This window comes from Bacillus sp. FSL K6-1560 (genome assembly GCF_038592935.1).
GTDB classification, from domain to species: Bacteria; Bacillota; Bacilli; order Bacillales; family Bacillaceae; genus Bacillus; species Bacillus subtilis.
Map to the genome: position 1 here is coordinate 348,538 of NZ_CP151946.1, position 16,362 is coordinate 364,899.

Sequence of the window (16,362 nt, forward strand, 5' to 3'; positions counted from 1 at the left end):
CTTTTGAAACCTGTACCCCCCAAAGCTTCGCTATTTTCTTCCTGATATTTTACAATGTGTTGTATTCTTTCTCTTCGAATTGGCTAGATTTTGGACATGAGCTTTATTTGCAGAGACAGAATAAAATGACATTTTATTTAGCTCCGCAGCTATCTTCTTATGGAAGGAGACTATCATGGAAAAGTTGAATATTGCCGGCGGTGACTCGTTAAACGGTACAGTACATATCAGCGGCGCTAAAAACAGCGCTGTTGCGTTAATACCTGCAACCATTTTGGCAAATTCCGAGGTGACAATTGAAGGGCTTCCAGAGATTTCAGATATTGAAACGCTGCGTGACCTGTTAAAGGAAATCGGCGGCAACGTGCATTTTGAGAATGGGGAAATGGTTGTTGACCCTACGTCGATGATCAGCATGCCGCTTCCTAACGGGAAAGTAAAAAAGCTTCGCGCGTCATATTATTTAATGGGGGCGATGCTCGGCCGCTTCAAGCAGGCGGTCATTGGATTGCCTGGCGGCTGTCACTTAGGGCCCCGTCCGATTGATCAGCATATCAAAGGCTTTGAAGCACTCGGAGCTGAAGTAACCAATGAACAAGGCGCCATTTATTTGCGAGCTGAAAGGCTGAGAGGCGCAAGGATTTATTTAGATGTCGTAAGCGTTGGGGCAACGATTAACATTATGCTTGCCGCTGTTTTGGCAGAAGGGAAAACGATCATCGAAAACGCTGCCAAGGAGCCTGAGATCATTGACGTCGCGACATTGCTTACTAGCATGGGCGCCAAAATCAAAGGTGCGGGCACCAATGTGATTCGAATCGACGGCGTGAAGGAGCTGCACGGCTGCAAGCATACGATCATTCCGGACAGAATTGAAGCCGGGACATTTATGATTGCAGGGGCTGCAATGGGCAAGGAAGTCATTATCGATAATGTCATTCCCACTCATCTTGAGTCGTTAACGGCAAAGCTGAGAGAAATGGGCTATCATATCGAAACAAGTGACGACCAGCTCCTCATTGTCGGCGGGCAGAAGAACTTAAAGCCGGTTGACGTCAAAACCCTCGTATACCCGGGGTTTCCGACTGATTTACAGCAGCCGATGACGGCGCTCCTGACAAGGGCGAAAGGGACGAGTGTCGTCACAGACACCATCTACTCGGCAAGATTCAAGCACATTGATGAGCTGAGACGAATGGGTGCCAATATGAAAGTAGAAGGCAGATCTGCCATCATCACAGGTCCTGTCGAGCTTCAAGGCGCAAAAGTGAAGGCGAGTGATCTGCGTGCCGGAGCCTGCTTGGTGGTAGCCGGACTAATGGCTGATGGCGTCACGGAAATTACGGGACTGGAGCATATTGACCGCGGATACAGCAGCCTTGAGAAGAAGCTTGAGGGGCTTGGAGCGACAATTTGGCGTGAAAGAATGACTGACGAAGAAATAGAACAGCTTCAAAATTCATAATGGTTTCTTGTGAGAGGAGATCGTGTTGAAATGGAAAGAAGTTTATCAATGGAATTGGTACGTGTAACCGAGGCTGCGGCATTGGCATCAGCAAGATGGATGGGCCGGGGAAAAAAAGATGAGGCTGATGAAGCGGCAACAAGTGCAATGAGAGACGTTTTTGATACAGTGCCGATGAAAGGGACCGTTGTAATCGGTGAAGGGGAAATGGACGAAGCGCCGATGCTGTATATCGGGGAAAAACTCGGAAACGGGTACGGCCCTCGCGTTGATGTCGCAGTTGACCCTCTTGAAGGCACAAACATCTTAGCAAGCGGCGGCTGGAACGCGCTGACGGTTATCGCGGTGGCAGACCATGGCACGCTTCTGAATGCTCCTGACATGTATATGCAAAAAATCGCAGTCGGTCCGGAAGCGGTGGGCTGCATTGACATCGAAGCACCTGTCATTGACAACCTTAAAGCGGTGGCAAAAGCGAAAAACAAGGATGTTGAGGACGTCGTTGCCACAATTTTAAACCGTGAAAGACACGAAAAAATCATTTCCGAGCTTCGTGAGGCCGGCGCCAGAATCAAATTGATCAATGACGGCGATGTCGCAGGCGCCATCAACACGGCTTTCGACCACACGGGCGTTGATATCCTGTTCGGATCAGGCGGCGCTCCTGAGGGTGTGCTTTCCGCTGTTGCGTTAAAAGCACTCGGCGGAGAAATCATTGGTAAACTTCTTCCGCAAAGCGAAGAAGAAATCACTCGCTGTCACAAAATGGGCCTTGATTTAAGCAAAGTCCTTCGCATGGAAGACCTTGTGAAGGGTGATGACGCGATTTTTGCAGCTACAGGGGTTACTGACGGCGAGCTGTTAAAAGGAGTTCAATTCAAAGGCTCTGTCGGTACAACTGAAAGCTTAGTTATCCGCGCAAAATCGGGTACTGTTCGTTTCGTTGACGGCAGACACAGCTTGAAAAAGAAACCAAATCTTGTAATCCGTCCATAACAAACAGAAAAAGCGGGTGTGAGCCCGCTTTAACTTTTGCAGAAAAGCGTCAACTCTATCAATTCCGTGTCAAAACCTTATTTCAGTTGAATAATTTTTTGAAATAAGGTAAAAATAAAGAGTGCTGCGAATTTTACTGCGTAATACCTTCTTTTAAGCACTAGGAAAGTTTCAATTTCTACCGCATACAGACGATATAAGTATTGATCTTCTCATGTTTTTGTCCTCGCTTCCTTCAAAACTCATTAAGACAATCCTTTTAACAAAAGCGCCGATCATGGGTGGAAGTGTTACCGATAGAAGTTCCTTTATGTTAAAAAAAGAATGTGCTTTGGCGGATGTTGTGCAAAAGCAGCAGATGACATGTTCAGAGTAAGATATTGACTATGAAAAGCGTGGTGTTTTTATGAAAGACGTATCTATTTCCTCTTTGGAAAATATGAAATTGAAAGAGCTTTATGAACTTGCAAGACATTATAAAATCTCCTATTACAGCAAACTGACAAAAAAAGAACTCATTTTCGCCATTCTGAAAGCGAATGCAGAACAAGAAGATCTGCTGTTTATGGAAGGCGTTCTTGAGATCATCCAGTCTGAAGGTTTCGGCTTCCTGAGACCGATCAACTACTCTCCAAGCTCAGAAGACATTTACATCTCAGCTTCACAAATCCGCCGTTTCGATTTGCGGAACGGAGACAAAGTATCAGGCAAGGTTCGCCCGCCAAAAGAAAATGAGCGCTACTATGGACTTTTGCACGTTGAAGCAGTAAATGGGGATGATCCCGAATCTGCAAAAGAGCGTGTGCATTTCCCCGCTCTTACGCCACTTTATCCGGATCGTCAAATGGTGCTTGAAACAAAGCCGAACTTCTTGTCTACAAGAATTATGGACATGATGGCGCCGGTTGGATTTGGACAGCGCGGATTGATTGTTGCGCCGCCGAAAGCCGGAAAAACGATGCTGCTGAAGGAAATTGCCAACAGCATTACAGCGAACCAGCCTGAAGCAGAGCTGATCGTGCTTTTAATTGACGAGAGACCTGAGGAAGTAACCGATATCGAGCGCTCTGTAGCTGGGGATGTCGTCAGCTCAACGTTTGATGAAGTGCCGGAAAACCATATCAAAGTGGCCGAGCTTGTGCTTGAACGTGCGATGCGTCTCGTGGAACACAAAAAAGACGTCATTATCCTGATGGACAGCATCACACGGCTTGCCCGTGCCTACAACTTAGTGATTCCGCCGAGCGGAAGAACGCTTTCCGGGGGGATTGACCCAGCGGCGTTCCACCGTCCGAAACGCTTCTTCGGAGCTGCGAGAAATATCGAAGAGGGCGGCAGCTTAACCATTCTTGCTACGGCTCTGGTCGATACAGGATCACGTATGGATGATGTCATTTATGAAGAATTCAAGGGAACAGGCAACATGGAGCTCCATCTTGACCGCTCTCTTGCCGAGCGCCGCATCTTCCCTGCCATCGATATCCGCCGTTCAGGAACGCGCAAAGAAGAGCTGCTTGTGCCTAAAGAGCATCTTGATCGTTTATGGTCTATCCGCAAAACGATGTCTGATTCACCTGATTTCGCAGAAAAGTTCATGAGAAAAATGAAAAAAACCAAAACAAACCAGGAATTTTTCGATATTCTCAATCAAGAATGGAAACAGGCAAATCTATCATCTGCAAGAAGGTAAATTGTATTTGCAAAAGAAGTAAATCACTGATATAATTTTCTCATATGCGTTTCGGACAAATGCTCCGAAATAATAACTCTGTTTCCACACGGGATTCAGGGCGGAAGGAGATGGATACAATGAAAGCAGGAATTCATCCTAATTTCAAAAAAGCAACAGTTAAATGCGCTTGCGGAAATGAATTTGAAACAGGCTCAGTAAAAGAAGAGGTACGCGTTGAGATTTGCTCTGAATGCCACCCATTCTACACTGGCCGTCAAAAATTCGCTTCTGCTGATGGTCGTGTTGATCGCTTTAACAAAAAATACGGTCTTAAGTAATAATAGATTTCTCAACAGGCAAGCAGCAGTCTTGCCTGTTTTTTATATTGTCTAAAACACAGCTGGCAGAGAGAGGGGAGCGAAGCCTATGTACATAATGAAACAAAGCGGGTGGCTTGAGCTGATTTGCGGCAGCATGTTCTCGGGGAAATCTGAAGAGCTGATCAGAAGAGTGAAGAGAGCAACTTATGCCAAGCAGGAAGTCAGGGTATTTAAGCCTGTAATTGATAACCGATACAGCGAAGCTGCTGTTGTCTCCCATAATGGAACATCGATGACGAGCTATGCCATTTCGTCTGCTGCGGACATTTGGGATCACATCAGTGAAAGTACAGATGTGATTGCGGTTGATGAAGTGCAGTTTTTTGATCAGGAAATTGTTGAGGTTTTATCATCTCTTGCCGATAAAGGCTACCGTGTGATAGCAGCAGGCCTTGATATGGATTTTAGGGGAGAGCCGTTCGGTGTCGTCCCGAATATCATGGCGATTGCGGAAAGTGTGACAAAGCTGCAAGCCGTCTGTTCTGTTTGTGGATCACCGGCGAGCAGAACCCAGCGCCTCATTGACGGCAAACCTGCTTCTTACGATGATCCGGTCATTTTGGTTGGTGCATCTGAATCATATGAAGCAAGATGCAGACATCATCACGAAGTCCCAGGTAAATCTAAAAAATAGTCCAAAACATGGGTATAAAGATAGAATGCACCGGCTAAAAACACCGGTGTTTTTTTTATATTCTGATAATATTCAATTAAAAAATTTAAATAAGTATATTAAAAAATTAAGTAATTTTCTTCCCTTGAATTTTGATTTTGACAGGCATACAATAGCTTACGTAATGTAAATAGTTTTGAGACATTGTTCGAATAATTGTCACAAAGTCGCATAAAGATCATGATCGGTCATATTTTAGATGGGTTATTACTTAACTTGGTTAACTATTTCAAGAAAGAAGGAGATTTGCTTGAATAACATAAAAAAAACGAAAGAAGGCCACTTAGAAACAACTCTTAGAGGAAAAGAAGTTTTATCTATTCCTACTTTAAATAAAGGCGTTGCTTTTTCACTAGAAGAAAGACAAGAACTCGGCTTAGAAGGGCTTCTGCCGCCAACTGTACTTTCTCTTGATCAACAAGCACAACGCGCGTACGAGCAATTCCAAGCGCAGCCTGACCGCCTTCGTCAAAATGTTTACTTAAGTGATCTTGCAAACCGTAACGAAGTTCTTTTCTATAAATTGCTGAAAAACCATCTTCGCGAAATGCTTCCTGTTGTGTACACGCCAACAGTTGGTGAAGCGATTCAGGAATACAGCCATGAATATAGAAGACCTCAAGGAATCTACTTGTCAATCGATAACATTGACGGTATTGAAAAAGCGTTTGAAAACCTTCATGCGACAGCAGGCGATATTGATCTTATCGTTGCTACTGACTCCGAAAGCATTCTCGGTATCGGTGACTGGGGTGTAGGCGGTATTAATATCGCAATCGGTAAATTGGCTGTTTACACTGCTGCAGCTGGTATTGACCCTAGCCGTGTTATCCCGGTTGTGCTTGATGTCGGTACGAACAACGAAAAACTTCTAAACGATCCTTTATATATTGGTAACAAGCATGAACGTGTTCAAGGTGAACGCTACGAAGCTTTCATTGACGCTTATGTAAAAGCTGCATTGAAATTCTTCCCTAAAGCGCTTCTTCACTGGGAAGACCTTGGCAACAAAAATGCACGCAACATCATGAAAAAATACAATCATGAAATCCTGACATTTAATGATGATATTCAAGGTACTGGCGCGATTACACTTGCAGGTGTGCTTGCTGCTATGAAGAAAACCGGCGCTTCTATTAAAGATCAGCGTGTTGTTATCTTCGGTGCTGGTTCTGCTGGTATCGGTATTGCTGATCAAATCCGTGACACAATGGTGCTAGCCGGATTATCTGAAGAAGAAGCTAACAAACGTTTCTACACACTTGATTACAGAGGCTTGCTGACTGAAGACATCGAAGGCATCCTTGATTTCCAAAAACCTTACCTTCGCAATGCGGATGAAGTGAAAGACTGGAAGCGCGATGAAAAAGGTCAAATTCCATTCGATGAAGTGGTTCGTCAAGCGAAACCAACAATCTTGATTGGTACTTCAGGGGTTTCAGGTGCATTCACAGAGGAAATTGTAAAAGAAATGGCATCTCACGTAGACCGTCCGGTTATCATGCCGATGTCTAACCCGACTCACCTTGCTGAAGCTGTTCCTGAAGATCTGTTCAAATGGACTGACGGAAAAGTGCTTATTGCAACAGGAAGCCCATTTGACAATGTAGAATACAACGGTGTTTCTTATGAAATCGGACAATCTAACAACGCATTCGCGTTCCCTGGTCTTGGACTTGGTTCAATTGTAGCTGAAGCGCGTATCATTACACCTGCTATGTTTGCTGCAACTGCTGATGCGATTGCTGAAATGGTTGATCTTGAAACACCTGGAGCAGGATTGCTTCCAAGCATTGATAAGCTTCAAGAGGTTTCTATCCAAGTTGCGATTGCCGTTGCTGAAGCAGCAATTAAAGATGGCGTGGCAAATCGTCAGCCTGAAGATGTGAAACAAGCGGTACTTGATGCAATGTGGACACCTGAATACAAAAAAGTCATCGCGAAATAATTAGCGAGTAAATTTTTCTGTCCGAGGGAAAGCTTTTTGTAAAGCTAAAGTATACGGACATAGGATTTGGAGGAGAATATTTTGAGCATCTTAGATATCTTAATCCTCCTGGCGCCGATCTTCTTTGTTATCGTGCTGGGTTGGTTTGCAGGACATTTTGGAAGTTATGATGCCAAGTCGGCAAAAGGGGTAAGTACGTTAGTAACGAAATACGCACTTCCAGCTCACTTTATCGCTGGTATTTTGACAACTTCCAGAAGTGAATTTTTATCACAAGTACCTTTAATGATTTCTTTAATTATTGGGATTGTTGGTTTCTATATCATCATTCTTTTGGTTTGCAGATTTATTTTCAAGTATGATTTAACGAACTCATCTGTATTTTCTTTGAACTCTGCACAGCCGACATTCGCATTTATGGGTATCCCGGTATTGGGAAGCTTATTCGGAGCGAATGAAGTTGCGATTCCGATCGCGGTCACAGGTATCGTGGTTAACGCGATTCTTGATCCGCTCGCGATCATTATCGCTACTGTTGGTGAGTCTTCTAAGAAAAACGAAGAGAGTGGCGACAGCTTCTGGAAGATGACAGGAAAATCAATCCTGCATGGTCTTTGTGAGCCGCTTGCAGCTGCTCCGTTAATCAGTATGATCTTAGTGCTGGTTTTCAATTTCACTCTTCCTGAGCTGGGTGTTAAAATGCTTGATCAGCTTGGAAGCACAACATCTGGTGTTGCTCTCTTTGCTGTCGGTGTTACCGTTGGTATTCGTAAAATTAAACTCAGTATGCCGGCTATCGGTATTGCGTTACTAAAAGTTGCGGTTCAGCCTGCATTAATGTTCTTGATTGCTCTTGCTATCGGACTTCCGGCTGACCAAACAACAAAAGCAATCCTTCTTGTTGCATTCCCTGGTTCTGCCGTTGCAGCCATGATTGCGACTCGTTTCGAGAAACAAGAAGAAGAAACTGCAACTGCGTTTGTGGTCAGTGCGATTCTGTCATTGATTTCACTTCCAATCATTATCGCGCTTACTGCGTAACAAAAAAAGCTCCCTTTACGGGGAGCTTTTTGCTTTAGGTTTGAAATTTGAACAGTGACAGCAGCGGTTTTTTTCTTGTTTTGTTTTTTTCAGAAGCAGCAGCGGTCTCGGGGATCGGCTGAGCGGTGAATTCTTTCATTTGTGAGGTCAGTGATTGCTGATCTGCAAGAATATCGTCGATTTCTCTGCGGTGCTGAAGCAGCTGGTAAGATACACCTTCATCGGCTTTTTGTTTCAGCTGGCGTTCCAGTTCCGACATCCTTGCCATCAATTCACTTTCGTCCTGCCTTTGCTGTAAAAGGGTGTCCAGCTTTTGTTCAAGCTGCTCGATTCTTCGTTCTGTGTCGCTATTTGTTTTTTGGACAAGGAAGCCTGTGCGCTTTTTAGCGCTTTTCGGCAGATGAATATCCTGAATCGCCGTACCTTCAGAGATTTGTTTTTGAACGGATTTTAGAACCTTCACGTCTTCTGCCGTGAACGAATAGTGTCCGAGCTCATTGCGTTCGGCCGGAAGATTCAGCTGCTTCACCCACCGCTGCACCGTTTTTGCGGAGACGCCGAGTTCACTTGCTACCATATTTGTATTCATGATCCCATACCTCCTTTTAAGCTAGGTATTCGACCATAGAATGAGGTTCCCTTCCCGTTAGACAAAACAAGAAAAGATTCGGCAAAGAAAGTGGGTATCTCCTTTTTTTCTTCAAAAACTGTTATTGTTCATACAGTTCTAATGGAAGCTGGTCAGGATCAAAAAAGAAGGTGAAACGTTTGCCGGTCAGCGGGTCTGTTCTGATTGGCTCTGTTTCGATTCCTTTTTCATGAAGCTCCTGAACCGCCTTATCCAAGCTGCTGACTGTAAAGGCGAGGTGGCGCAGGCCTGCGGCTTCAGGCCGGGTTTGTCGTTCGGGCGGATTGGGAAACGAGAACAGCTCAATGACATACGAGCCGTTAAGCGACAAATCAAGCTTATAGGAGCCGCGCTCTTCGCGGTACGTTTCTTGAATCACCTGAAAACCAAGCTTATGTACGTAGAAAGCTTTCGACTTTTCGTAATCTGAACATATGATTGCAATATGATGTATGGATTTCAGCAACATCATCCCTCCTCGAATTCCAGTATAGCAGAGGGGGCTTTTCCAGCTGGGATTGAAATGCTTTTGACTGGGGTTAATCACTATACTATAATGAGAATGTTACGCACAGGAAAACAGAGGTGAAGACCGTGTTAGACCGTTTAAAATCAATTGAAGAACGATACGAGAAATTAAATGAGCTTTTGAGCGATCCAGAAGTAGTCAACGATCCGAAAAAGCTGAGAGAATATTCAAAAGAGCAATCTGATATACAAGAAACAGTTGACGTATATAGACAATACAGAGATGCGTCAGAACAGCTGGCTGATGCAAAAGCGATGCTTGAAGAGAAGCTGGACGCTGAGATGCGCGACATGGTGAAGGAAGAGATTTCTGAACTTCAGAAGGAAACGGAAACACTGTCAGAACGGCTGAAAGTGCTCTTGATCCCGAAAGATCCTAATGATGATAAAAACGTTATTATGGAGATCCGCGGAGCCGCGGGAGGCGAGGAAGCCGCTTTATTCGCGGGCAATCTGTACAGAATGTATTCCCGTTATGCCGAGCTTCAGGGCTGGAAAACAGAGGTCATGGAAGCGAATGTAACCGGAACAGGCGGCTACAAAGAGATCATCTTTATGATTACGGGAAGCGGCGCGTATTCTAAACTCAAATATGAAAACGGCGCCCACCGCGTACAGCGTGTTCCGGAAACAGAATCAGGCGGACGCATCCATACATCCACTGCAACAGTAGCATGTCTTCCTGAGGCAGAAGAGGTAGAGGTTGACATCCATGAGAAGGATATCCGTGTCGATACGTTTGCTTCAAGCGGACCGGGCGGACAAAGCGTTAATACAACAATGTCTGCGGTTCGTCTGACTCACTTGCCGACAGGTGTAGTTGTATCATGCCAGGATGAAAAATCTCAAATTAAGAACAAAGAAAAAGCAATGAAGGTTCTCCGTGCCAGAATCTATGATAAATTTCAGCAGGAAGCCCAGGCTGAATATGATCAAACACGGAAATCAGCAGTCGGATCTGGTGACCGCTCTGAACGTATCCGCACATACAACTTCCCGCAAAACCGTGTGACGGATCACAGAATCGGTTTGACGATTCAAAAGCTTGATCAGATTCTTGAAGGAAAACTTGACGAAGTGGTTGAAGCGCTGATTGTTGAAGATCAGGCAAGCAAGCTTCAGCAGTCGGAAGGTTAAGATGAAGACGATATTCGAAGCCCTGAAATGGGCTTCTTCTTATTTAACCGAAGCGGGAAGAGAAGAAAATGCTGCCGAGCTCCTATTGCTTTATGATACCGGAATGGAGAGAAGCAAACTGCTCGCAAGCTTACAGGAACCGATTGGTGAAGACGAGCTGTATCGCTTTAAGCGTCACGTTGAGATGCATAAAGAGGGCGTGCCGGTTCAATACATTATAGGAAAAGAGTTTTTTTATGGACGGGAATTTATGGTGAATGATGATGTGCTGATCCCGCGGCCGGAAACTGAAGAAGTTGTCTTTCATTTGCTTGAAAAATATCGGAGTGTCTTTTCTGAAGACGGCAAGCTCGAAGTTGTTGACGTTGGTACAGGGAGCGGCGCAATAGCCGTCACGCTTGCGCTTGAAAACCAAAACTTTTCTGTGTCGGCGGTCGATATTTCGAAAGAGGCGCTGCAAGTCGCCTCTGCCAATGCAGAAAAACTCGGAGCAAATGTGCGCTTTTATCAGGGCGATCTGCTTGAGCCTTTTATTAAGGCGGGAAAAAAAGCGGATATCATTGTCTCAAACCCGCCATATATATCAGAGGAAGAAATGGCTGATCTATCGGAAATTGTCCGTTTTCATGAGCCGCTGCACGCGCTCACCGATGGCGGAGACGGGCTGAAATTTTATAAGCGGTTTATGGAAGACATTCCGCTTGTCATGAAGGATAAAGTATTTGTTGTTTTTGAAATCGGGTGGAAACAGGGAGCGGCGGTCAAAGACCTGATCCTCAAGGCGTTTAAGGGAGCGGAAGTGGAAGTGCTGAAAGATATTAATGGAAAAGACAGAACCATATGCGCTCTGATTCATAAAAATAAATAAGCAGCTTGCTGGCGAGTGAATGGATCAAGCTGTTTAACACCAGCAAAGGGGATGTAAACATGAAAAAGGCCCTGACAGCAGGAATCCTGCTCATTGCGATTGAGAGCATGATTGGCACCATTTTTCCGCAGGCTCTTTCATATGAAGCGATTTTTGGCGTTGCGTCTCTCGTTTTAGTGGGGCTCGCGATCATTACATCGGGTTTGGCTGTAAGCGGAAGCGATCAGCGGGCAAACTACCATTCAGAAACCAAAGAAGGCCGTACATCTCGCATGAAAATGGCGGCCGCTTTCTTTGTTGCGGCGATACCTTCCATTCTATGTTATTTGCTGACGATTTTGTTTTAATAAAAAAGGAAGCCTCTTAGGCTTCCTTTTTTTGCAGTAAAACAGAGTCCCATATCCAATAGATAAGAGCTGTTAATACAGCGAAAAGATAGAAGGCTGTATTTTGAAACAAAGATTGTCCCGAAGGCTGAAGCACGCCGAAAATGATCGCGTTGGCAATAAAAGCAGCGACAAGGTAATACAGCAGATACAAAGGGCTGAACCGTTTCGGCTTTTTATTCATCATGATTTGAAGCGGCAGTGCGAAGATCAAATAAGGAAACAGAAAATAAAATGCCATTGTGATGAGAGCGGCAATGATAAATGAATGAATATAAATTACTGAATAAAGAACGGACATCGTGAATGCTGATAACAGCACTGTATAATTGTATTTCATCTTAAACCTCCTAAAACACTATCGTACCATAAATAAGATTAACAGCTTGCTAGATTTTTTTCACCCTGCACGTTTACCCCTGGCTCTACTTGTCCATAATAGGGCTAGAAACAAAGCACGGAGAGGAACGGTGGGGACCGATGAAAAAAACAGTAATCATTTGTATATATATCTTTCTTTTACTATCTGGAGCGCTCGTAGGGCTGGCAAAAGAAGAGACGGCACAGAAATCGGAAAATCAGCCGGTGGTCATACCGGATCAGGCGATTCGTCTGAGAATATTGGCAAACAGCGATAGTGACCAAGATCAGCAATTAAAACGTCATATAAGAGACGCGGTGAATAAAGAAATCACAACTTGGGTAAAGGATATTACTTCTATTGAAGAAGCGCGTCGCGTGATTCGTTCAAAGCTGCCTGAAATCAAAGCAATTGCAAAGGAAACAATGGAGAAAGAAGGAGCGAATCAGTCGATATCCGTTGATTTTGACAAAATCTCGTTTCCGACAAAGCTTTACGGCAACATGGTATATCCTGCCGGTGAGTATGAAGCGATTTTGATTACGCTTGGAAACGGAGACGGAGCCAACTGGTGGTGTGTGCTGTTCCCGCCCCTCTGCTTTCTCGATTTTTCTAACGGGGAAGCCGTCAAAGAACAAGAAGATAAAGAAGCCTCAAAAAAGCAGACTGAAAAAGTGCTTGAGGACGTAACTGCTAAAGCGGAAAAAGCCAAAAAAGAAGAGAACGAAGAAAAAGAAGACGGCACAGAAGTGAAATTCTTTTTAGTCGAATGGATTTCCGATCTTTTTTCCTAATCATCTGGTCTAAAAATAGATTTGCTTCATAGATTGGAAGAAAGAACGCAAAAACGGGGTGAACGGATGTTTTATCAACTGCGGGAGGCAAGGGAAAAAGACGGAGATGTGCTCGAGGCATTTTTAAAACAGGCAAAAACCAGCTATGAAGGCGTGAAAGAGGGCTTCACTCAATTTCTTATGCTGGAGGACAGTGAGAAAAACATTGCCGGATGCCTCGGTATTGAAAAAATAAGCTGTGACCAGGGGCTGCTGCGATCACTTGTCATATCGGACAAGCTTCACCAAGGCCACATTGTCACGCTTTTTCAAAGCATGGAGGTGCTGTGCGAAAAGCATCAGATCAAAACCGTGTACCTAGTAGCAAATCAGCATTCCTCTGCGGACTTTCTGACGGCCATGGGTTTTGAAAGAGCTGAGAGTGTACCGGAGGAGCTGTTTTCTTCTGATCACTTCTGTGAATCGCGGCAAACAGAAGGAGCCGTTTTGATGAAAAAAGCGTCTGGATAAGTGCAGTTTATACACATACTTATCCACTTCTTTATTAGCGTTGTCCACAATTTGTGGATAACGCTTGTTTTATTACAGGACATCTTTTATACTTTCAAAAGGATTACACGCGTAAAACAATCGTTTTATTGTTGTGAATAAGGAGTTTGGTCAGAAATGAAAACGAAAAGATGGTTTGTGGATGTAACTGACGAGTTATCCACAAATGATCCACAAATTGCACAAGCAGCCGCTTTGCTCCGAGAAAATGAGGTCGTTGCCTTTCCGACAGAAACAGTATATGGCCTAGGCGCAAACGCAAAAAATACGGATGCCGTCAAAAAAATATATGAGGCGAAAGGGCGGCCGAGCGATAATCCCCTGATTGTCCACATTGCGGATATCAGCCAGCTTGAGGATTTAACGGGCCCGGCGCCGGAAAAGGCGAAAACATTGATGAAACGGTTTTGGCCGGGAGCACTTACGCTCATTCTGCCTTGCAAACCTGATGCGCTTTCACCTCGTGTAACGGCAGGTCTTGAAACGGTTGCCATTAGAATGCCGGATCATCCGCTTGCCCTTGCATTGATTCGCGAATCGGGACTGCCGATTGCAGCACCGAGCGCCAATCTATCAGGCAAACCAAGTCCCACAAAAGCAGACCATGTGGCTCACGACTTGGATGGCCGCATAGCCGGTATTATGGATGGAGGCCCTACCGGAATCGGGGTCGAATCAACCGTGCTTTCATGTGCGGACGACATCCCTGTTCTCTTGCGTCCTGGCGGCATTACGAAGGAACAAATTGAAGCGGTGATCGGGCCGATCCATGTGGATAAAGGGCTCAGCGACCAAAACGAGAAGCCGATTTCTCCAGGGATGAAATATACACATTATGCGCCGACAGCGCCTCTTGCCATTTGCGAAGGCAGCCCAGAGCGCATTCAGCACCTCATTCAAGAATATCAACAGGGCGGAAGACGGGTCGGTGTCCTGACGACAGAAGAAAACGCGGGCGTTTATTCCGCTGATTATGTAAAGAGCTGCGGAAGACGGGCTCAGCTTGAGACTGTTGCGGCAGGGCTGTATGATGCTTTGCGCAGCTTTGATGAGAATAAGGTGGATTTCATTATTGCGGAATCCTTTCCGGACACAGGTGTCGGTCTTGCTATTATGAACAGGCTGATGAAAGCCGCCGGAGGAAGAGTGATTCGCTGAAAGCAGTCAGATGTTCTAACCCTTTTTGGACACGCATAGGCTAAAAAAGCGGGGCGTGTCCAAGGGGGTTATTTATGTATGTCGGATTTGTTTATAGGCGAACTGATTACATTAAGCATCATGGCGTTTGCTTTAGGGATGGATGCTTTTTCTGTCGGCCTTGGAATGGGCATGGTCAAACTTAGAAAGAAGCAGATATTCTATATTGGTTTCATCATCGGCCTCTTTCACGTCATCATGCCTCTCGCAGGGATGGCGGCCGGTAACATGCTGTCAGGGCTCCTCGGCGTGTTAGCGGTTTATATCGGTGGGGCGCTGCTTTTTGTTCTTGGGGTTCAAATGCTTATGGCCTCTTTTAAACAGTCAGAAGAACGATTCATGTCACCGGCAGGGCCGGGCTTATTGCTGTTTGCCATCGGCGTCAGCCTTGACAGCTTTTCCGTCGGCTTGAGCTTGGGGATATACGGCTCGCATCCGCTCCTCACAATTACCCTGTTCGGGCTGTTCAGCATGATGTTGACATGGCTGGGCCTGCTGGTCGGAAAACAAGTGCAGTCTTGGCTTGGCACATACAGCGAAGCGCTCGGGGGCATCATATTAATCGTGTTTGGACTAAAGCTGCTTTTGCCAATTTAATATACCAATAAAAGAAACGAAGTCGCCGTTTCTTTTTTCTTCATATATAATAGAGAAAAATAAGGGGTGACTGACATGGATATTATTTTTGTCTGTACTGGAAATACGTGCCGCAGCCCAATGGCTGAGGCGCTTTTTAAATCAATTGCAGAAATGGAAGGGCTGAATGTCAATGTCCGCTCGGCAGGCGTGTTTGCTTCACCTAATGGGAAAGCGACGCCTCATGCAGTCGAAGCGCTGTTTGAAAAACACATTGCCCTTAATCATGTGTCTTCTCCATTAACTGAAGAACATATGGAGTCGGCTGATTTGGTTCTGGCTATGACCCATCAGCACAAGCAGATCATTGCCAGCCAATTTGGACGTTATCGTGATAAAGTGTTTACGTTAAAAGAATATGTCACAGGCAGCCATGGTGATGTCATCGATCCGTTCGGCGGCTCAATTGACATCTATAAACAAACGCGAGATGAGCTTGAAGAGCTTCTTCGGCAGCTGGCAAAACAGCTGAAAAAAGACCGCAGATAAGTTGTCAGAAAATCTGTAAACAGGTCATTTGCAAATCCTGCGTGAAGGAGTAGAATATAGTGAAAAGCACATCATATGGTGTGAATCAAAGAGCGGACAGGCTGCGCGGTCAATAAAGCGGGCGGGCCGCATCACACACGCTGGGAGGAAAAGCAGATGAAAGTAGCCATTGCATCGGATCATGGCGGCGTTCACATTCGAAATGAAATCAAAGAGTTAATGGACGAATTGCAAATTGAATATATTGATATGGGCTGTGACTGCGGCAGCGGCTCTGTCGATTATCCGGATTATGCTTTTCCGGTGGCCGAAAAAGTGGTTAGCGGCGAAGTTGACAGAGGCATTTTAATTTGCGGGACAGGCATCGGCATGAGCATTTCCGCTAATAAAGTAAAAGGGATTCGCTGCGCGCTGGCGCACGATACCTTCAGCGCGAAGGCGACGAGGGAGCATAATGACACAAACATCCTTGCGATGGGTGAACGGGTGATCGGACCTGGTTTGGCTCGGGAAATCGCAAAAATCTGGCTGACTACTGAGTTTACCGGGGGAAGACACCAAACGCGTATTGGAAAAATCTCAGATTATGAAGAGAAAAACCTGTAGGGGTGCTG

Annotated in this window: 20 protein-coding genes; 17 read left to right on the forward strand and 3 right to left on the reverse strand. The window is 45.2% G+C overall.

What is annotated here, in order from left to right; genetic code table 11:
• The first annotated feature begins 175 nt into the window (after nucleotides 1-175).
• The 8 genes from NYE22_RS01915 to NYE22_RS01950 all read left to right on the forward strand — a co-directional run bounded on the left by NYE22_RS01915 (nucleotide 176) and on the right by NYE22_RS01950 (nucleotide 8,175).
• Nucleotides 176-1,465 carry a UDP-N-acetylglucosamine 1-carboxyvinyltransferase gene (locus NYE22_RS01915; protein ID WP_003227628.1) on the forward strand — a complete coding sequence of 430 codons (1,290 nt, stop codon included), beginning with the start codon at nucleotides 176-178 and terminating at the stop codon, nucleotides 1,463-1,465.
• A gap of 30 nt (nucleotides 1,466-1,495) precedes the next feature.
• Complete coding sequence (glpX, locus tag NYE22_RS01920) at nucleotides 1,496-2,461, forward strand: class II fructose-bisphosphatase (RefSeq protein ID WP_014481197.1); 966 nt, start codon at nucleotides 1,496-1,498, stop codon at nucleotides 2,459-2,461.
• 214 nt (nucleotides 2,462-2,675) lie between these two features.
• Nucleotides 2,676-2,837, forward strand: coding sequence for a hypothetical protein (locus NYE22_RS01925; RefSeq protein WP_003227632.1), 162 nt, complete (start codon nucleotides 2,676-2,678; stop codon nucleotides 2,835-2,837).
• A 30-nt stretch (nucleotides 2,838-2,867) separates the two neighbouring features.
• Nucleotides 2,868-4,151 (forward strand): transcription termination factor Rho, encoded by a 1,284-nt coding sequence (gene rho / locus NYE22_RS01930; protein ID WP_003221939.1) that lies wholly within the window; start codon nucleotides 2,868-2,870, stop codon nucleotides 4,149-4,151.
• A gap of 119 nt (nucleotides 4,152-4,270) precedes the next feature.
• Complete coding sequence (gene rpmE / locus NYE22_RS01935) at nucleotides 4,271-4,471, forward strand: 50S ribosomal protein L31 (RefSeq protein ID WP_003151132.1); 201 nt, start codon at nucleotides 4,271-4,273, stop codon at nucleotides 4,469-4,471.
• Between the two features lie 88 nt (nucleotides 4,472-4,559).
• Nucleotides 4,560-5,147, forward strand: coding sequence for a thymidine kinase (locus NYE22_RS01940; RefSeq protein ID WP_014478269.1), 588 nt, complete (start codon nucleotides 4,560-4,562; stop codon nucleotides 5,145-5,147).
• Nucleotides 5,148-5,436: 289 nt separating this feature from the next.
• Nucleotides 5,437-7,134, forward strand: coding sequence for an oxaloacetate-decarboxylating malate dehydrogenase (gene malS / locus NYE22_RS01945; protein WP_003244309.1), 1,698 nt, complete (start codon nucleotides 5,437-5,439; stop codon nucleotides 7,132-7,134).
• Between the two features lie 81 nt (nucleotides 7,135-7,215).
• Nucleotides 7,216-8,175 (forward strand): AEC family transporter, encoded by a 960-nt coding sequence (locus NYE22_RS01950; RefSeq protein ID WP_003242497.1) that lies wholly within the window; start codon nucleotides 7,216-7,218, stop codon nucleotides 8,173-8,175.
• Nucleotides 8,176-8,209: 34 nt separating this feature from the next.
• Here NYE22_RS01950 and racA read toward each other — a convergent pair whose 3' ends face one another.
• Together racA and NYE22_RS01960 are read right to left on the reverse strand one after the other, a co-directional pair.
• Nucleotides 8,210-8,764: a chromosome-anchoring protein RacA gene (racA, locus tag NYE22_RS01955; RefSeq protein ID WP_342412259.1), complete on the reverse strand. Its 555-nt coding sequence runs from the start codon at nucleotides 8,762-8,764 to the stop codon at nucleotides 8,210-8,212.
• Between the two features lie 121 nt (nucleotides 8,765-8,885).
• Nucleotides 8,886-9,272, reverse strand: a complete 387-nt coding sequence (locus NYE22_RS01960; protein WP_082090419.1) for a VOC family protein — start codon at nucleotides 9,270-9,272, stop codon at nucleotides 8,886-8,888.
• Nucleotides 9,273-9,397: 125 nt separating this feature from the next.
• Here NYE22_RS01960 and prfA point away from each other — a divergent pair, with 125 nt between their 5' ends.
• The 3 genes from prfA to NYE22_RS01975 are packed head-to-tail and all read left to right on the forward strand — an operon-like array spanning nucleotide 9,398 to nucleotide 11,683.
• Nucleotides 9,398-10,468, forward strand: coding sequence for a peptide chain release factor 1 (gene prfA / locus NYE22_RS01965; RefSeq protein ID WP_003227645.1), 1,071 nt, complete (start codon nucleotides 9,398-9,400; stop codon nucleotides 10,466-10,468).
• Between the two features lies 1 nt (nucleotide 10,469).
• Nucleotides 10,470-11,336: a peptide chain release factor N(5)-glutamine methyltransferase gene (gene prmC, locus NYE22_RS01970; RefSeq protein WP_041850424.1), complete on the forward strand. Its 867-nt coding sequence runs from the start codon at nucleotides 10,470-10,472 to the stop codon at nucleotides 11,334-11,336.
• Between the two features lie 59 nt (nucleotides 11,337-11,395).
• The gene (locus NYE22_RS01975) at nucleotides 11,396-11,683 is read left to right on the forward strand and encodes a DUF5316 family protein (protein ID WP_003244050.1); all 288 of its coding nucleotides are present in this window, start codon (nucleotides 11,396-11,398) and stop codon (nucleotides 11,681-11,683) included.
• 16 nt (nucleotides 11,684-11,699) lie between these two features.
• Here NYE22_RS01975 and NYE22_RS01980 read toward each other — a convergent pair whose 3' ends face one another.
• The gene (locus tag NYE22_RS01980) at nucleotides 11,700-12,062 is read right to left on the reverse strand and encodes a UPF0715 family protein (protein ID WP_014665730.1); all 363 of its coding nucleotides are present in this window, start codon (nucleotides 12,060-12,062) and stop codon (nucleotides 11,700-11,702) included.
• 140 nt (nucleotides 12,063-12,202) lie between these two features.
• Between NYE22_RS01980 and spoIIR the strand changes: the two genes are divergently transcribed.
• From spoIIR to rpiB, 6 genes are all read left to right on the forward strand, one after another.
• Nucleotides 12,203-12,877: a stage II sporulation protein R gene (spoIIR, locus tag NYE22_RS01985; protein WP_003227654.1), complete on the forward strand. Its 675-nt coding sequence runs from the start codon at nucleotides 12,203-12,205 to the stop codon at nucleotides 12,875-12,877.
• Nucleotides 12,878-12,943: 66 nt separating this feature from the next.
• Entirely contained in the window at nucleotides 12,944-13,387 is a 444-nt protein-coding gene (locus tag NYE22_RS01990; protein ID WP_153257085.1) for a hypothetical protein, read from the forward strand.
• A 156-nt stretch (nucleotides 13,388-13,543) separates the two neighbouring features.
• Nucleotides 13,544-14,584: an L-threonylcarbamoyladenylate synthase gene (locus NYE22_RS01995; RefSeq protein WP_153257084.1), complete on the forward strand. Its 1,041-nt coding sequence runs from the start codon at nucleotides 13,544-13,546 to the stop codon at nucleotides 14,582-14,584.
• 78 nt (nucleotides 14,585-14,662) lie between these two features.
• Nucleotides 14,663-15,220, forward strand: coding sequence for a manganese efflux pump MntP family protein (locus tag NYE22_RS02000; RefSeq protein ID WP_003227661.1), 558 nt, complete (start codon nucleotides 14,663-14,665; stop codon nucleotides 15,218-15,220).
• A 75-nt stretch (nucleotides 15,221-15,295) separates the two neighbouring features.
• Nucleotides 15,296-15,748, forward strand: a complete 453-nt coding sequence (gene prpB, locus NYE22_RS02005; RefSeq protein ID WP_015384897.1) for a protein arginine phosphatase PrpB — start codon at nucleotides 15,296-15,298, stop codon at nucleotides 15,746-15,748.
• A gap of 156 nt (nucleotides 15,749-15,904) precedes the next feature.
• Nucleotides 15,905-16,354 (forward strand): ribose 5-phosphate isomerase B, encoded by a 450-nt coding sequence (rpiB, locus tag NYE22_RS02010; protein ID WP_003221910.1) that lies wholly within the window; start codon nucleotides 15,905-15,907, stop codon nucleotides 16,352-16,354.
• The last annotated feature ends 8 nt before the right edge of the window (nucleotides 16,355-16,362 follow it).

Excerpts from the sequence above, each read along its gene's own strand:
- NYE22_RS01915 (WP_003227628.1), top strand. The coding sequence starts at position 176 with ATGGAAAAGTTGAATATTGCCGGCGGTGACTCGTTAAACGGTACAGTA.
- glpX (WP_014481197.1), top strand. The coding sequence starts at position 1,496 with ATGGAAAGAAGTTTATCAATGGAATTGGTACGTGTAACCGAGGCTGCG.
- NYE22_RS01925 (WP_003227632.1), top strand. The coding sequence starts at position 2,676 with ATGTTTTTGTCCTCGCTTCCTTCAAAACTCATTAAGACAATCCTTTTA.
- rho (WP_003221939.1), top strand. The coding sequence starts at position 2,868 with ATGAAAGACGTATCTATTTCCTCTTTGGAAAATATGAAATTGAAAGAG.
- rpmE (WP_003151132.1), top strand. The coding sequence starts at position 4,271 with ATGAAAGCAGGAATTCATCCTAATTTCAAAAAAGCAACAGTTAAATGC.
- NYE22_RS01940 (WP_014478269.1), top strand. The coding sequence starts at position 4,560 with ATGTACATAATGAAACAAAGCGGGTGGCTTGAGCTGATTTGCGGCAGC.
- racA (WP_342412259.1), bottom strand. The coding sequence starts at position 8,764 with ATGAATACAAATATGGTAGCAAGTGAACTCGGCGTCTCCGCAAAAACG.
- NYE22_RS01960 (WP_082090419.1), bottom strand. The coding sequence starts at position 9,272 with ATGTTGCTGAAATCCATACATCATATTGCAATCATATGTTCAGATTAC.
- prmC (WP_041850424.1), top strand. The coding sequence starts at position 10,470 with ATGAAGACGATATTCGAAGCCCTGAAATGGGCTTCTTCTTATTTAACC.
- NYE22_RS01975 (WP_003244050.1), top strand. The coding sequence starts at position 11,396 with ATGAAAAAGGCCCTGACAGCAGGAATCCTGCTCATTGCGATTGAGAGC.
- NYE22_RS01980 (WP_014665730.1), bottom strand. The coding sequence starts at position 12,062 with ATGAAATACAATTATACAGTGCTGTTATCAGCATTCACGATGTCCGTT.
- spoIIR (WP_003227654.1), top strand. The coding sequence starts at position 12,203 with ATGAAAAAAACAGTAATCATTTGTATATATATCTTTCTTTTACTATCT.
- NYE22_RS01990 (WP_153257085.1), top strand. The coding sequence starts at position 12,944 with ATGTTTTATCAACTGCGGGAGGCAAGGGAAAAAGACGGAGATGTGCTC.
- NYE22_RS01995 (WP_153257084.1), top strand. The coding sequence starts at position 13,544 with ATGAAAACGAAAAGATGGTTTGTGGATGTAACTGACGAGTTATCCACA.
- NYE22_RS02000 (WP_003227661.1), top strand. The coding sequence starts at position 14,663 with ATGTCGGATTTGTTTATAGGCGAACTGATTACATTAAGCATCATGGCG.
- prpB (WP_015384897.1), top strand. The coding sequence starts at position 15,296 with ATGGATATTATTTTTGTCTGTACTGGAAATACGTGCCGCAGCCCAATG.
- rpiB (WP_003221910.1), top strand. The coding sequence starts at position 15,905 with ATGAAAGTAGCCATTGCATCGGATCATGGCGGCGTTCACATTCGAAAT.